The organism is Mycobacterium sp., from assembly GCF_025965855.1.
Taxonomy (GTDB): Bacteria; Actinomycetota; Actinomycetes; order Mycobacteriales; family Mycobacteriaceae; genus Mycobacterium.
Genome location: NZ_JAOPWB010000014.1, coordinates 42,858 through 57,242, shown reverse-complemented (window position 1 = coordinate 57,242; position 14,385 = coordinate 42,858). Strand labels below are relative to the sequence as shown.

Sequence of the window (14,385 nt, the reverse complement as noted above, 5' to 3'; positions counted from 1 at the left end):
CTCCGGCCACGGCGGGCTGTCGCGAACGCTGCTGAAGATGCATCCCACCGCCCACGTCACGGTCACCGACCTCGAGCCCACGTCGGTGGCCGCCATCGCCGCCGGTGACCTTGGCAGGCACCCGCGCACGGTGGTCCGCGAGATGGACGCCACCGCCATCGACGCGCCCGATGGAGACTACGACCTCGCCGTGTTCGCGCTGTCCTTGCACCACCTGCCGCCGCCGCGAGCCGCCCGACTGTTCGCCGAAGGCACCCGCGTCGCCGACAAACTGCTGATCATCGACATTCCGCGCCCACCGTCATTACTGCACATCCTGCGGATGGCGTCGATGCTGCCGTTGGCGATGGTGGCTCCGGTCACGCACGACGCGTTCATCGCATCGCTGGGTACCTACAGCCCGTCGGCGCTGCGGGCATTGGCCCGGCACGCCGACCCGGCGATCACCCTTCAGCTGCGCAGGAGTGCTTTCCGTCCCCCCTACCAGATCGTGGTGGCCCACCGGTAAAACTGTTAGATCCCGAATTAAAGCCAAACAACGTCGAATTCAAGACTCAGTTGACCAACGGATCACGCACCGCGATCCCCTCGAACTTGCGGAAGTCTCGGTCGTGACTCCAGATCCTGGAGATGCCGTGCTGGCGTATGAGCGCAACGAGGTTGGTCCGGCATATCCAGAAGGTAACTTCGGTGCGGACACGTTCCCGGCTGCGACACAGCACAGCGACACCGGCGTCTGGCGCAGGTTAAAAGGTTCTTCAGCCAATCGGTGATGGTAGCGGCACAGTAGTTTGAGATTCGACGGATGGGTGAGACCCAGCGGATAGGGGACGGTCGCCCAATCGCCACCCGGCGGCGGGCTTAGACCCAGTACGGCACCCGGGCGCGGTACTGCCGCATCCCGAACGCCGCCAACACCCAGCCGACAAGCGTCAGCACCAACACCACCGCCCAGTGCCGCAGTTCCTGGTGGGCGCCCAGCAACGGGGACCGGACGATGTCGAGATAGTGCAGCAGCGGGTTGAGTTCGACGATGCTCGACCAGCGCCCGGCGCCTTGCTGCCGCAGCGTGTCGTCGTTCCAGATGATCGGCGTCATGAAGAATAGCAACTGCACGACCGAAAACAGCAGTGGACCGATGTCGCGGTAGCGGGTCGCGAGGATGCCGAAACACAGTGACACCCAGATGGAATTGAGCACAATCAGCGCCAGGGCCGGGATGACCGAGAGATCGGCCCACGACCACGGCTTGGGAAAGATGATCGCGACGACGACGTAGATGACGATGTTGTGCGCGAACAGGATCATCTGCCGCCACACCAGCCGGTAGACGTGCACGGACAGCGGCGTCGGCAACTGCTTGATCAGCCCCTCGTTGGCGACGAACACGTCGGCGCCCTCCAGGATGGCGGCGTTGATCATGTTCCAGATGATCAGCCCGAGCGTGACGTAGGGCAAGTGCACCGCCAGGTCCAGGTGGAACAGCTTGGAATACAACCCTCCCATCGCGACGGCGGTGGTGCCGGTCGCGATCGTGATCCAGAACGGCCCGAGCACCGAGCGCCGGTAGCGCTGCTTGATGTCCTGCCAGCCCAGGTGCAGCCACAGCTCGTGGCGACGAAAGCCGTCAGCCAGATCGCCTCGGGCGCGGGTAAAGGTCCGCGACTGCGCGGCCGCATCGACAAACGTCATGTCGTTCCTCCAGGCTTACTGAATCGCTCGCGACGCCCCAAGCGGCGCAACCGAATCCAATCAAACAGGCCCTTGGGGTCGCGGCGGGTGACCAGGAAGAACCAGCCGAACCGGACCCATTCCTGGGCCAGCAGCTTGCGCAGTCCCGGTTGCGACAGCAGGTAGCCGCGGTTGCGGTAGGTGAAGAACCGCTTGGTGGCGTCGTCGGGGTATTGGGTGTGCATCCGGCCACCCAGGATCGGCTTGAACTCGTCGGATCCGCAGGGATGCAGGTAGATCGCGTCCAGGCAGGTTCCGAACGGCAGGCCGGAGCGAACCAGCCGGCGGTGCATTTCCACCTCGTCGCCGCGGATGAACAGCCTCAGGTCGGGGACGCCGATCGTCTCCAATGTGGAGGCCCTGAACAGCGCGCCGTTGAACAACGACGCTATGCCGCGCAGCAGGTCCTGCCCGGCCTCGGTGCGCAATTCGCTTGTGTGCCTGCGCCATACCAGCCCGCGCCGCAACGGAAAGGCCAGCCGCTCTGGATCGTCCATGTTGCACACCATCGGCGACACCTCGGCCAGGCCGTACTTTTCGGCGCAGGCCAGCAGCGTCTCCAGCACGTGGGAGTCCTGGGGTCGCCCGTCGTCGTCGGCGAGCCACACCCAGTCGGCACCCTGCGCCAGCGCGTGCAACATGCCGAGCGCGAAACCTCCCGCACCACCGAGGTTTCGGCGCGATCCCAAGGAGGTTGTCGAAATGGGTTGGCCCGCAACCAGATCACCAACCCGGCCGTCACCGTCGTTGTCGACCACGATCAGATGGTCCGGCAACCGGGTTTGGCTGCTCAGCACGTCCAGCGACTTGGCCAGTTCGTCGGGGCGCCGGTGGGTGACCACGACGGCGAAGATCTTTTCACTCATCCCCGGATGCTCTTTGTGCCAACGGCTTTTCTGTCATGGTCTCGCGCTCGGTCTCCTCCAGCACCTCGCGCACGTGGCGGGCCGCGTCCTCACCCTCGTACGCGCGCACCACGTCCTCGATGCCCCCGGACATGCGGATGACGCCATGGTCGATCCACATCGCGGTCTTGCACAGCCGGGCCAGGAATTCATTGGAATGGCTGGCGAACACCAGGATTCCGGAGCGCTCCACCAGACGCTGCAACCGGTATTGGGCCTTCTTCAGGAAGTCGGCGTCCACCGCTCCGATGCCCTCGTCGAGCAGCAAAATCTCGGGATCGATGCTGGTCACCACGCCCATCGCCAGCCGGACCCGCATCCCGGTGGAGTAGGTGCGCAGCGGCATCGACAGGTAGTCACCCAACTCGGTGAACTCCGCGATCTCGTCGACCTTGGACATCATCTGCTTTCGGGTCTGCCCGAGGAACAGGCCGCGGATGATGATGTTCTCGTAACCCGAGATCTCCGGGTCCATGCCGACCCCGAGATCGAAGACCGGCGCGACCCGGCCGGTGACCTTCGCCCAGCCGCGGGTGGGCTCGTAGATGCCCGAAAGTAGCCGCAGTAGCGTCGATTTCCCGGCCCCGTTGTGGCCGACGAGACCGACCCGGTCGCCCAACTCGAGTGTCATCGTGATGTCGCGCAACGCCTCGATGACGATGACGTTGGAGTTGTTGCGACCGATGGTGCCGCCCGCCTTGCCCAGAAAAGTCTTCTTCAACGATCGCGATTTGGCGTCGAAGATGGGAAATTCCACCCACGCGTCGCACGTCTCGATATGAGGACCCGGACCCGGCAGCGTCATGTGTTTACAGGTATTGCCCGGTGCCCGAACCCGGACCGTGGCCCGGCCGGCTGATTCCCGGCGGCAGGGCGCCCTGGCGCATCTGCTCGAGTTGGGCGCGCGCGGCCATCTGCTGAGCGAACAGCGCGGTCTGGATGCCGTGGAACAGCCCTTCCAACCAGCCGACCAGCTGCGCCTGGGCGATGCGCAATTCGGCTTCCGACGGCACGGCGTCCTCGTTGAACGGCAGGGTGAGCCGGTCGAGCTCCTCACGCAGTTCCGGCGCCAGGCCCTCTTCGAGCTCGCGGATGCTCGTGGCGTGGATCTCGCGCAGCCGGTTGCGGCTGGCCTCGTCCAGCGGTGCGGCGCGCACCTCTTCGAGTAGTTGCTTGATCATCGTGCCGATCCGCATCACCTTGGCCGGCTGCTCGACCAGGTCGGTCAGGGAGCGCCCGTCGGCGTCGTCGTCGGCGTCGTGCGGCGCCATGATCCGCGGATCGACGCCGCCTATGACCTCGACGCCGTCCGCATCTGGGCCGTCGTTGCCGCTAGTCAATGCATTCACCATCCTCTTGTGCGTCTAAGGGTGCGGTGCCGCGGTGTCTTCGCGCCATTCGTATATTCGAGCCCCGCCATTGTCGTAGATCATCGTCCACGACTTCGATCTCTCCAGAGACATTAGTCCTTCGGGCGTGGTAAACCCTCTCACGTTGGGCGTGCTGGTCAGGATGTATCTGATATTGAGCGCTTTGATCGCCTCGGCCACCCTCGGATCGGAATCGCCCTTGCGCGCGGAGATCCAGAAGATGTAGCGGTAGTAGCCCGGACCGCTCTGCTGCGGGAAGTCGTAGTGCGTCCACAACGGGTGCAGGTCGGCCACCGCGTACATCCACGCCGTGCCGTCGACGTTGGAGTCGCCGATCAGCGTGTTGCGGGCACCGGGCAGCTTGGCCAGGTAGGCCATCGCCATCAGGTCTCGCTGGTCGATGATCACCGAGTCGTATTTGTCGCCGAACAGGACCAGGTGCCGATAGAGGTACTGCCGGCCAGTGAGCACGGTGGCCACCACCAGCAGGAACACCGTGGCAGCGGTCCAGGCCGGGGCGGGCAGCCTGGTGAACCGGTCGGTCAGCCGTTTGGCCACCGCGACGCCGCCCACGACGATCGAGAACAGCGCGATGCCCGCCATGGGCGTCGCCAGCATCGTCACCACGGCCGTGAGCCGTCGCGGATCGTTGTAGAAGAACTGGCTGAACGCTTCGATGGTGCGGCCGAGGGGATTGCGAAACGGCGCCCCGGAGTAGATGACCGCCACGGTCAGCACCAACCAGAGCGCGGGTGGCCACCAGATCCTCTTGTACAGCAGGATCGCCATGCCGATGCCCGCCAGCACGACCAGGCTGTATTGGGTCGGGAAGTCGTTTAGGTGGCGGGTGTGCAGAAGCAGCGCATCGATCGCCCCTTGCTTCACGGTCTTGAAGCTGGGAAACGCATGCCCGGCGATGATGTCGGCCTGCCTCAGCACGCCGATGAATTGCGGCGCCAGGATCGCGGCGGTGGGCACGGCCACGGCGGCCAGGGTCTGCAGGTCGGCGAGGCGGCCGCGCACCGGATGCCATAGGGCCTCCAGAAGCCACCAGGCCAGCAGGAATAGGATGACGACGAAGCCACCGGTCAGGTGCACCGAGAAGACGCCCACCAGCGCCAGCACGGCCGCCGGGATGCGGTCGCGGTGCCGCAGGGTCGAGGCGATCAGAACGAACGTCGGGATCGCGACGCCGTAGGCGGCCAGGTTGGGCATCGCCGCGACGCCGAACTCGACGTAGGGCACCGAGGTGAACGACGCCGACAGCGCGGCGGCGGTGGCGGACACGGCCGCGGCGCGCCATTGGCTGCTGATGGGGCGCAGCAGGAACCAGGTCAGCGTGGCCGCGCCAGACGGAAACAGCCAGGCCGACGCGGCCAGCGAGGTGAGGGTGTAGCCGGTGGTGGGCGCGGCGCCGGTGAGCTGGCAGTAAACCGCTGTCAGGGCGTGGAACACCGACGGGTAGTACAGCGGCTGGTGGGTCTCGACGTTGCGGAGCTCGCCCATGTGGGTCGACGACGCCTGGCCCGTGTCGAGGATGTAGCGCACCTCGTTGGCGTGCCAGACCGCGTCCCATGTGCTGGGGATGGACTGCCAATGCGTCAGGCCGCGATAGCCGGCCCACATGATCAGCGCGGCGCCCAACAGCACACCGGCGGCCACCGTCACCGCCGGCCAGCGACCGACCCCCCGGGCTTCGGCCTCGGGGTCGCGGTAGCGGGCGAGCAGCAGCTGCAAACCCGTCGCCACCAAGCACACCGCCGCGAGCGCGGCGAGCGCAGTCCAACCGTTCCAAGGGATTCCGAGCGCACCGAAGGGAATGATCGCCAGCGCCACCACGCCATAGGTCAGCGCCGGGCCAACGGCGATAGCGACCGGCCAAGTTAGCTGGGTGATGCGTGCGACGATCGTCCCGGGCGTGATCAGCAAGAACAGTGCGAGCAGCGTTCCGATCCAAAGCCCCACTCGACTAGTATGGCTGGCCGGGTGACTCGGCTCGTCAAGCCTCGGTCTGGCTGGGACGCCGAAGGGGCACCCGCTACCGTCACAATTTCGCGGAATTGCGGAAGCTTTAAGGTGGCTGGCATGGCTTACGACGTCGCCCGGGTGCGCGGACTGCATCCGTCGCTGGGTGACGGATGGGTGCACTTCGACGCGCCGACTGGCATGCTCATTCCGGATTCCGTTGCGACCACCGTGTCGACGGCGTTTCGCCGGTCCGGCGCCACCACCGTGGGTGCGCACCCGTCGGCGCGGCGCAGCGCCGCCGTGCTCGACGCGGCGCGCGCGGCGGTCGCCGACCTGTTCAACGCGGACCCGGCGGCCGTCGTCCTCGGCGCCGATCGCGCCATCTTGTTGTCATCGCTGGCCGAGGCGTCGACGTCGCGGGCCGGCCTGGGCTACGAGGTGATCGTGAGCCGACTCGACGACGAGGCCAACATCGCCCCGTGGCTGCGCGCGGCACACCGCTACGGCGCCAAGGTGAAGTGGGCCGAGATCGACGTCGAGACGGGTGAATTGCCGACGTGGCAGTGGGAGAGCCTGATCGGGAAGTCGACACGGCTCGTCGCGGTCGCGTCGGCGTCGGCAACGCTGGGCACGGTCACCGATCTGCGGGCGATGACGAAGCTGGTGCACGACGTCGGCGGGCTGGTGGTGGTCGACCATTCCGCGGCCGCGCCGTACCGATTGCTCGACGTCAAAGAGACGGACGCCGACGTGGTCGCGGTGAACGCCCTGGCATGGGGTGGGCCCCCGATCGGCGCGATGGTATTCCGGGATCCGGCGCTGATCAACACGTTCAGCGCGGTCTCGACCGATCCCCACGCCGCCGGTCCGGCGCGCCTCGAGGTTGGCGCGCATCAGTTCGGCCTGCTGGCCGGGGTGGTCGCCAGCATCGAGTACCTCGCGTCACTCGATGAGTCGGCCCGCGGCGGCCGGCGCGAACGCCTGTCGGTCTCAACGCAGTCCGCCACCTCGTACCTGAACCGGGTCTTTGACTACCTGATGGTGTCGCTGCGGTCGCTGCCGCTGGTGATGGTGATCGGCCGTCCCGAGGCCCGGATTCCGGTGGTCAGCTTCGCTCTGCAGGACGTGCCCGCCGAACGCGTGGTGCAGCGCCTGGCGGACAACGGCATTCTGGCCATCTCGAACGAGACCTCCCGCGCGCTCGACGTACTGGGCCTCAACGACGTGGGCGGTGCCGTCACCGTCGGCCTGGCGCATTACTCGACGACGGCCGAGGTCGACCAATTGGTGCGGGCGCTGGCGTCGTTGGGGTGAGATCGGGTGAGGTCAGGCCGCGAACGTAACGCCACGGCGAAAATCCAGCCCAGAAATCGCAGCCAGGTTACGCCCGCGAGCGGCCGCTAGACGGTCAGCACGATCTTTCCGCTCACCTTGCCCGCCACCAGCTGTTGGTGCGCCTCACCGGCCTGCTGGATGGGCACGCGCGCGCCGATGATGGGCCGCACCCGGCCCTCGGCGATCATCGGCCACACCGACGCCGTCACCGCCTGCACGATCTCGGTCTTGCTGTTCGGGCCGGTCACCGGCCGAGCCCGCAGCGTGGTGCCGATGACCCGCGCCCGCTTGGCCAGCAGCTTGCCTATGTTGAGCTCGCCCTTTAGCCCGCCCTGCATGCCGATGATGATCAGCTGCCCGTCGGTGGCCAGGGCGTCGATGTTGCGGTCCAGATATGCGGCGCCCATGATGTCGAGGATCACGTCGGCGCCGTCGGTCTCCTCCCGCAGCCGGGCGACGAAGTCCTCGTCGCGGTAGTTGATGGTGATCTCGGCGCCCAGCTCGCGGCAGAACTCCAGCTTGTCCGCCGATCCGGCGGTGACGGCCACGTGGGCTCCCAGGGCACGCGCGACCTGGATCGCGTGGCTGCCGACGCCGCTGCCCCCGCCCTGCACCAGCAGCAGCTGGCCCTTGCACAGGTGCGCGACCATCACCAGGTTCGACCACACCGTGCATGCCACCTCCGGCAGGCCGGCCGCGTCGACGAGGTCCACGCCGTCGGGAACGGGCATCACCTGCCCGGCGGGAACGGCGACGTATTCGGCGTAGCCGCCGCCGGCCAGCAGCGCGCAAACTTCTTGTCCGACGGGCCATCCCGTCACGTCTGGGCCGGTCTCGGCGATGACGCCGGACACCTCCATGCCGATGATTTCGCTGGCCCCCGGCGGCGGCGGGTATTTGCCGGCGGCCTGCAGCACGTCGGCGCGGTTGACGCCGGCCGCGGCGACCTTGATCAGTACCTCGCCGGGTCCGGCGGTGACGTCGGGCACCTCTCGCCAGGACAGTTGACCGGAGGACCCGGCGACAATCGCGCGCATAGCGGCGACGTTACTAGGGCGCCCCGGCGCCGTTACCCTTAGCTAGCCTTGTCCATGGTGGCGTGGCAGAGCGGCCTAATGCACTCGCCTTGAAAGCGAGAGACGGCTAAAACCGTCCGGGGGTTCAAATCCCTCCGCCACCGCCGTCAGTGCAGCGTCGGTGCGTAGCGAAGCACGGCGCCGACGCCGTCGGCCGGGGAGATCCGTTCGTCGGTGCGCACCAACGACGCCCCGACCGAAACCGCGAACATGGGCAGCGCCTCGTCGGCACGCAACGTTTTGTCGCGCGTTCGGACCTGCTCGCGGCGCTGCCGGAACGGTTGCGGGATCGCGCGGTCGCGCTCGAGGTCGGGGCGCGGCACAGCGGTCACGACTTCGGCGAGATCGAACAGGCCATCGAGGACGAGTTCGTCACGCGCCAGTTGCGGACCATCGATGCCGCCGCACGGCGCTTCACCGCCGAGATCGGCCGGCAATCCGGGCTCGCTGCCGAGGGGCTCGGGCCGGTCTGCTCGGCGCTGCGCCAGGGCGCGGTCGAGACACTGATCGTCGGAGACGTCGGGGACGCCACCGTCGTTGCCGACGAAGGCCTGACCACCGTTGCCCCCAACGAGAACGTGCTGTCCGAGCAGGGCCGACGACGAAGATCACCTCGATACCCTTGTCGTCGACGAGCTCACTGACGCGGTTTGCGACTGCGCGCACGTTCTTGCGGGCGGCTTCGTCGGTGCGCAACTGGGGGTCGCCGTAACCCGCGGTCTCGGCCCCGGCGGCCTTGTGTACGGGGTAGCCTCCGCCGTCGACGGTTTCCGAATGCAGCGTGCCCCCGATGTGGGTGGTGATGTCGGCGCCGCTGTGGTCGACGACGACAAGCACATAGTCCGGGTGATCGAAGCTCAGCTCGAGAATCGGGACAATATAAGGCAATTCGGACACGCGGACGATGCTGGCCGCTGCGGGCCGCGCCAAATGCTCGTTGATCACCACGCCGTCGGCACTGGCGACGACCGCACGCCCGCTGCGGCCGATCGGCGGACGCAGGTCCGTGATCGTGGTTCCGATTTCGTCGATGACCGCTTGGCTGGCACCCTGCTTCTCGAGCTCCTCGCGCACCGCCCGCCATCTGAGATCGAGCTGGGCCTCAGCGTCGTGGGTGTCGTGGGAGTCGTCGAAGTAGACCGAAGCGAACGGCCCCGGTGCGTCCAGCAGCTTGCGGAAGCGTTCAGATTCCATGCCTTGTTGGTTGCCCCACCGGTCGGGGCACTAATCCTGTCGAGGCCCTAATAGCTTCGATCGCCCTCGCTGTCATCGAAGAAGTGCCATTCGCCGTCGTGCTCGACCTCCATGCGCCAGCCGAGTTCGTTGCCCTCGACCTTGTTGTCGGCGAACCATGCGTGCGCTTTGTCGGCGCTTTCGATGTCCTCCGTCGCGACGACGTCGCCCTTCGGGTTGAGCACTCGATACGTAGCCATGCGTGGCAGTGTTCCCACCACCGCGCGCCCTCAACCGGTGCGCATCTCCGCGGCGATGGTGTCCATCAGGGCGGTGTACCGGCGGATTTCCGGATCCCGGCCGGGCTTGCCGCTGCTGATCACGCCGGCGGCGAGACCGCGTTCGGGGTCGGCCCAGATCGCGATGTTGGCCAGGCCGAGGTTCCCGAAAGCCTTCGACGCGTTGCGCCCGAACGGTCCGAACCGCTTTGTTCCCAACATGTACCCGGTGCCCCAGCGAGCTGGCTGCAGACCCACGGCGAAATCGGGCCTCAGCCGTCGGCACTCCTGCACCGCGCCGTACATCCTCTCCGGGCTGATGATCCGCACGCCGTCGAGTTCACCTCCGCGACGCCAGATCTCGGCGAAGCGCGACATCTCGTTCGCGGTTGAGATGGTGTTGGACGACGGCACCACCGTGGACAGAAACGCCGGGCTGTTCGTGTACGGGATGATCTCGTGCACGGTTCCGCCGATCGCTTTGCGGAAGATCGCCGCGATCACCGGCGGCAGGGGCCTGCCGGTGGCGTGGCTGGGCGCGACGGACGGGATGTCCTCCTTCGCGACCCCGAAGTTGGTCCACCGGAAGCCCAGCGGGTCAAGAATCTCGGTGGCCAGGATTTCGCGAATGTCTTTACCGGTCGCGGCGTAGACGATTTCGCGCATCAGCGGACCCCAGGTGAGCGCGTGGTAGATGTGCACCAGTCCCGGCCGGTACAGCGGTCGCAGCTTGCCGAGCTGTTCCTGCGCGTACTCGTGGTCGTCGGCCCGGCGAAGGTCTGGCCTGGGTCCGGTGGGGAAGGGGACACCCGCGCTGTGGGTCAACACGTGCCGGATCGTGGTGCGGTGCTTGCCGTGGCTGGTGTAGCTGGGGATGTACTCGCAGACCCGGTCGTCAAGCGAGAAGTGTCCCTGTTCGACCAGCATGTGGACCACGGTCGCGGTGATGCCCTTGGCCGCCGAGTACACGCAGAACGGCGTGTCCGTGGTGACGGGGATCTTCTCGGCGTCTTGCCCGTCGGTGGGCGCGTTGCCCCAGCCGTGACCGATCGCGCGGTTGAGCACGACGCGCCCGTGCCGGCGGATGCACAACTGGATCGCCGGGTGCATGCCGGCCTGGTACCAGTGCCGCACGGCCCGCCAGATCCGTTCGACGGCCGCGTTGTCGATCTCGGAGTGGTCCTCTTCGCCGATGGCCGTCGCGGAGTCCAGGTCGGCCGGGACGCGGATTCTGCCGTCGGGAGTCACCTCAGCGAGGGTAGCCGAGGGCCCGCTACTCCCCGGTGAACTGCGGCGGGCGCTTGGCGAACGTGGCGGAGATGCCTTCGGTCAGGTCTTTGGACGGCAGGAAGGCCGCGTTCCAGGCCGCGACGTAGCGCAGGTTCTCCGACACGGCCGAGGTGCGTTGCTGGTCCAGGACGTCCTTGACGCCGTAGACAGCCAGCGGGGGATTGGCCGCGATCTCGGCGGCTGTCGCGTGGGCGGCCGTCAGCGTCTCGTCGGCGTCCCCGAACACGTCGTTGACCAACCCGATCTTCTCCGCGCGGGACGCGTCGATGTCCCGGCCCGTCAGCGCCAGTTCGCGCAGATGTCCGTCGTTCAGGATCAGGGGCAGCCGGGCGAGGCTGCCCATGTCGGCGACGATGGCCAGCTTGACTTCCCGCACCGAGAACTTGGCGTCGGCGCTCGCGTAGCGGATGTCGACCGCGGAGATCAGGTCGACGGCGCCGCCGATGCACCAGCCGTGCACGGAGGCGATGGTGGGGGTGCGGCAGTCGGCGACGGCGTTGATCGCCTTCTGCATCCGCAGCACCTCCGCGTGGAAGTCTGTGCGCGGGCGCGCCATCGCACCCTCGGCCATCAGCGGGGCGAACATGCTCCCCATCGCGGGCACGTCGAGGCCGTAGCTGAAGTTCTTGCCCGACCCGGTGATGACGATGGCCCGCACCTCACGGTCGGCCTCCAGCGCCGCGAACACCTCCGGCAGCTCCGACCAGAACGCCGGCCCCATCGCGTTGCCCTTGCCCGGCCCGATCAGGGTCACCTGCGCAACGTGGTCTTTGGTTTCGATGGTGACGGATTCGTATGTTTCGCCCATATCGAGACCGTAGCGTGGCAAACATGGCTCCTGATTTGCGACCCGGACCTCATTCCCTACCCACCGACGAGCTGCACAGCGCCGAGGACACGCTGGGTGTGTTGCAGCGAGTCCTGCACCCCATCGCCGCCGACGACCTGGCCCGCCAGACGCCCTGCCGGGAGTTCGACGTGACGCGGTTGACCGGGCACCTGCTGAACTCGATCACGTCGCTCGGCGGCATGGTGGGCGCGGAAATTCCAGAGCTCGACGAGGGCGATTCGGTGGAGCGGCAGGTCGTCGCCGCGGCGCGCCCGGCCTTAGATGCCTGGCATCGCCATGGTCTGGACGGTACCGTGCCGTTTGGCAAGGGTAAGATGCCCGCTAAGGGTGCGTGCGCCATCATGTCACTCGAATTCCTGGTCCACGCTTGGGATTACGCCGTCGCCGTGGGACATGACGTAGACGCCCCGGAACCGCTGGCCGAATACGTGCTGGGGCTGGCGCGCAAAATCATCAGGCCGGAGCTGCGTGGCAGCGCCGGGTTCGACGAGCCGGTCGACGTGCCCGCGGACGGCAGCGCGCTGGACCAGCTGATCGCGTTCACCGGCCGCAACCCCGCCGGGCAGCGCGCCGACTAATCCACCTGTCCGGCGGTCGATTTGGACGTCGGTCGTCGGCGCGCCGGCACCGGCGCCGCGGAGCGGCCGTGGACCGAGGCCGTCGTCGGTCGACGCCGGTCGAAGTGTGCTCCCGACCAGTAAATCGAGTGTGCGCGGGAGGCTTTGAGCGTGCGCTCAGGGCGCAAATCCGCTCCGATTCCCGCCCTGGATTCCCACTCAAAGCCGTCGGCGCACACTCAACGGCGCAGCGGCTACACCCGCTGGAGGTAGAAGTAGTAGTACCGGCCGCCGTCCAGGACACCCTTGCCGTTCATGATGCCCATCACCGCGTCGTCGTCGATCTTCTTGAAATGGTCGTGGCACGGGTTAGACCGGGAAACGTCAGTAGACCATGGTCGCGGTGACTTCGCCGCGGAAGTCCTCCAGCCATAGGCTGGCCTCGCCCTTGCCCATCGCCTTGTTCGAGAACTTGTTCCCGTCGGCGTCCACGCACACCAGCGGCTGCACGTCGGCGGCCGACTCGAAAGTCTTGCCGAACCAGCCGGCCTTTTCCAACTGGCCGTTCATCTTGTGCCCGGTGACGAACTCGCCGCCCTTCCACTCGCCCATCATCTCGTCGATGGTCGCCGGCTGCAGCGTCGCGGAGAAGTCGTCGAGCTCGGCGTCGGCAATACCGGCGGTGCGTTCCTTGAATTCGGTGAACTTCTTGCGGGCCAGGCTCATTGGCGCTCCTTAATCCAGTCGCCGGCAAACCGCAAAAGCGCGTCGTTTTCCTCCGGCGCCCCGATGGTGACCCGCACACCGTCCGGCGGGAACGGGCGGACCACGATGCGCGCGTCGGCGGCCTGCGCCACGAAGTCCTGTGTGCGCGGTCCCAGGGGAAGCCAGACGAAGTTGGCCTGCGAGGGTGGCAGCGTGAATCCGGCGTCCCGCAAACCGGCGGTTACGCGGGAGCGCTCGGCGACCACGGCGTCGGTGCGGGCGAGCAGTTCGTCGGCGGCGTCCAGCGAGGCCATGGCGGCGGCCTGCGAGACGCTCGTCACCGCAAACGGCACATAAACCTGGTCGAGCGCGGTGATCAGGTCGGGGTGGCCGACCGCGTACCCGACGCGCAGCCCGGCCAGCCCGTAAGCCTTCGAAAAGGTCCGCAGCACAACGACATTGCTGCGGGCCCGGGCCAGCTCCAGGCTGTCGGGCAACATGCCGTCGCGGATGTACTCGACGTAAGCCTCGTCGATGGCGATCAGGATGTGCGGCGGTATGGCCTCGACGAATCGGGCCAGTGCGTCCGGGTCGACGACGGTGGACGTCGGATTGTTGGGGTTACAGACGAAGATCAACCGCGTGCGGTCGGTCACCGCGGCAAGCATCGCGTAGAGATCGAACGTGTGGTCGGTCAAGGGCACCTTGACGGCGACGGCGCCGGCCACCTGCACCATGGGCGGGTAGAGCTCAAAGCTGTGCCACCCCATCACCACCTCGTCGCCCGCGTAGGCAGTGATTTGGATGAGCTGCTGGCACAAACTGACCGAACCGCAACTGACCGCGACCTGCTCGGGCCCGAAGTCCGCGGAGCTCGCCCTGCTGATGTGCTTGGCCAGCGCCGCCTTGAGCTGCGCGCAGGCGCTGTCGGGATAGCGGTGGACCCTGTCGGTTGCCCGTTCGATCGCCGCGCGGACGCTCGGCAGCGGGCCAAGCACCGTCTCGTTGCTGGCCAGTTTGATCGAACCTGGCACCGTTTTGCCGGGAACGTAGACGGGAAGCCCGGCCAGCTCGGGTCGCAGGCGGGCGGTCACTTCGACAGCATATGTCGGCGCTGTGTACGCTATGCCTCCGGCGGTTCCGGGAC

At 67.1% G+C, this 14,385-nt stretch carries 13 protein-coding genes, 1 tRNA gene and 4 pseudogenes; 5 read left to right on the top strand and 13 right to left on the bottom strand.

The genetic code is table 11. The features are described 5' to 3' along the window. Positions 1-508, top strand: a 508-nt coding sequence (locus JWP83_RS01510) for a class I SAM-dependent methyltransferase (RefSeq protein ID WP_297725064.1), incomplete at its 5' end; no start/stop codon positions are given. 46 nt (positions 509-554) lie between these two features. Here the strand turns inward: JWP83_RS01510 and JWP83_RS01505 are convergent. From JWP83_RS01505 to JWP83_RS01480, 6 genes and pseudogenes are all read right to left on the bottom strand, one after another. Further along, positions 555-662 (bottom strand): annotated as a pseudogene (locus JWP83_RS01505) (type II toxin-antitoxin system VapC family toxin); the annotation flags it as partial. A 199-nt stretch (positions 663-861) separates the two neighbouring features. Continuing rightward, positions 862-1,692: an ABC transporter permease gene (locus tag JWP83_RS01500; RefSeq protein WP_297725061.1), complete on the bottom strand. Its 831-nt coding sequence runs from the start codon at positions 1,690-1,692 to the stop codon at positions 862-864. Next, positions 1,689-2,597, bottom strand: a complete 909-nt coding sequence (locus JWP83_RS01495; protein ID WP_297725058.1) for a glycosyltransferase family 2 protein — start codon at positions 2,595-2,597, stop codon at positions 1,689-1,691. The genes JWP83_RS01500 and JWP83_RS01495 overlap by 4 nt, the downstream gene beginning before the upstream one ends. Beyond that, positions 2,590-3,441, bottom strand: a complete 852-nt coding sequence (locus JWP83_RS01490) for an ABC transporter ATP-binding protein (protein WP_297725055.1) — start codon at positions 3,439-3,441, stop codon at positions 2,590-2,592. The genes JWP83_RS01495 and JWP83_RS01490 overlap by 8 nt, the downstream gene beginning before the upstream one ends. 4 nt (positions 3,442-3,445) lie before the next feature. Further along, complete coding sequence (locus tag JWP83_RS01485) at positions 3,446-3,988, bottom strand: bacterial proteasome activator family protein (protein ID WP_297725053.1); 543 nt, start codon at positions 3,986-3,988, stop codon at positions 3,446-3,448. Between the two features lie 12 nt (positions 3,989-4,000). After that, entirely contained in the window at positions 4,001-5,971 is a 1,971-nt protein-coding gene (locus JWP83_RS01480; protein WP_297725051.1) for a DUF6541 family protein, read from the bottom strand. A gap of 120 nt (positions 5,972-6,091) precedes the next feature. Here JWP83_RS01480 and JWP83_RS01475 point away from each other — a divergent pair, with 120 nt between their 5' ends. Continuing rightward, on the top strand, positions 6,092-7,288 hold the full coding sequence (locus tag JWP83_RS01475) for a cysteine desulfurase-like protein (protein WP_297725049.1): 1,197 nt from the start codon (positions 6,092-6,094) through the stop codon (positions 7,286-7,288). 86 nt (positions 7,289-7,374) lie between these two features. On the opposite strand, the gene JWP83_RS01470 is transcribed toward JWP83_RS01475, so the two are convergent. Beyond that, positions 7,375-8,346: an NAD(P)H-quinone oxidoreductase gene (locus tag JWP83_RS01470; RefSeq protein ID WP_297725047.1), complete on the bottom strand. Its 972-nt coding sequence runs from the start codon at positions 8,344-8,346 to the stop codon at positions 7,375-7,377. Between the two features lie 56 nt (positions 8,347-8,402). On the opposite strand from JWP83_RS01470, the gene JWP83_RS01465 reads away from it, so the two are divergent. Both JWP83_RS01465 and JWP83_RS01460 read left to right on the top strand, forming a co-directional pair. Continuing rightward, positions 8,403-8,489 (top strand) — tRNA-Ser (locus JWP83_RS01465). A 117-nt stretch (positions 8,490-8,606) separates the two neighbouring features. Beyond that, positions 8,607-8,981: pseudogene (locus tag JWP83_RS01460) on the top strand (hypothetical protein); the annotation flags it as partial. On the opposite strand, the pseudogene JWP83_RS01455 reads toward JWP83_RS01460, so the two are convergent. From JWP83_RS01455 to JWP83_RS01440, 4 genes and pseudogenes are all read right to left on the bottom strand, one after another. Beyond that, positions 8,980-9,579: pseudogene (locus JWP83_RS01455) on the bottom strand (hypothetical protein); the annotation flags it as partial. The pseudogenes JWP83_RS01460 and JWP83_RS01455 overlap by 2 nt on opposite strands. Positions 9,580-9,626: 47 nt before the next feature. Continuing rightward, complete coding sequence (locus JWP83_RS01450; RefSeq protein ID WP_297725044.1) at positions 9,627-9,818, bottom strand: hypothetical protein; 192 nt, start codon at positions 9,816-9,818, stop codon at positions 9,627-9,629. Positions 9,819-9,848: 30 nt separating this feature from the next. Beyond that, complete coding sequence (gene lipE / locus JWP83_RS01445; RefSeq protein WP_297725041.1) at positions 9,849-11,084, bottom strand: lipase LipE; 1,236 nt, start codon at positions 11,082-11,084, stop codon at positions 9,849-9,851. A 25-nt stretch (positions 11,085-11,109) separates the two neighbouring features. Beyond that, a complete protein-coding gene (locus JWP83_RS01440; protein ID WP_297725038.1) occupies positions 11,110-11,934 on the bottom strand; it encodes a crotonase/enoyl-CoA hydratase family protein in 825 nt (274 codons plus the stop codon). A gap of 23 nt (positions 11,935-11,957) precedes the next feature. On the opposite strand from JWP83_RS01440, the gene JWP83_RS01435 reads away from it, so the two are divergent. After that, positions 11,958-12,554: a TIGR03086 family metal-binding protein gene (locus JWP83_RS01435; protein WP_297725035.1), complete on the top strand. Its 597-nt coding sequence runs from the start codon at positions 11,958-11,960 to the stop codon at positions 12,552-12,554. Positions 12,555-12,787: 233 nt separating this feature from the next. Here the strand turns inward: JWP83_RS01435 and JWP83_RS01430 are convergent. Together JWP83_RS01430 and JWP83_RS01425 are read right to left on the bottom strand one after the other, a co-directional pair. Beyond that, positions 12,788-13,259: pseudogene (locus JWP83_RS01430) on the bottom strand (DUF4334 domain-containing protein). Further along, positions 13,256-14,332, bottom strand: a complete 1,077-nt coding sequence (locus JWP83_RS01425) for a pyridoxal phosphate-dependent aminotransferase (protein WP_297725032.1) — start codon at positions 14,330-14,332, stop codon at positions 13,256-13,258. The pseudogene JWP83_RS01430 and the gene JWP83_RS01425 overlap by 4 nt, the downstream one beginning before the upstream one ends. Positions 14,333-14,385: the final 53 nt, after the last annotated feature.

Coding starts and splice junctions, on each gene's coding strand:
- JWP83_RS01485 (WP_297725053.1), bottom strand. CDS start 3,988: ATGGTGAATGCATTGACTAGCGGCAACGACGGCCCAGATGCGGACGGC.
- JWP83_RS01475 (WP_297725049.1), top strand. CDS start 6,092: ATGGCTTACGACGTCGCCCGGGTGCGCGGACTGCATCCGTCGCTGGGT.
- JWP83_RS01435 (WP_297725035.1), top strand. CDS start 11,958: ATGGCTCCTGATTTGCGACCCGGACCTCATTCCCTACCCACCGACGAG.
- JWP83_RS01470 (WP_297725047.1), bottom strand. CDS start 8,346: ATGCGCGCGATTGTCGCCGGGTCCTCCGGTCAACTGTCCTGGCGAGAG.
- JWP83_RS01495 (WP_297725058.1), bottom strand. CDS start 2,597: ATGAGTGAAAAGATCTTCGCCGTCGTGGTCACCCACCGGCGCCCCGAC.
- JWP83_RS01450 (WP_297725044.1), bottom strand. CDS start 9,818: ATGGCTACGTATCGAGTGCTCAACCCGAAGGGCGACGTCGTCGCGACG.
- JWP83_RS01500 (WP_297725061.1), bottom strand. CDS start 1,692: ATGACGTTTGTCGATGCGGCCGCGCAGTCGCGGACCTTTACCCGCGCC.
- JWP83_RS01440 (WP_297725038.1), bottom strand. CDS start 11,934: ATGGGCGAAACATACGAATCCGTCACCATCGAAACCAAAGACCACGTT.
- JWP83_RS01490 (WP_297725055.1), bottom strand. CDS start 3,441: ATGACGCTGCCGGGTCCGGGTCCTCATATCGAGACGTGCGACGCGTGG.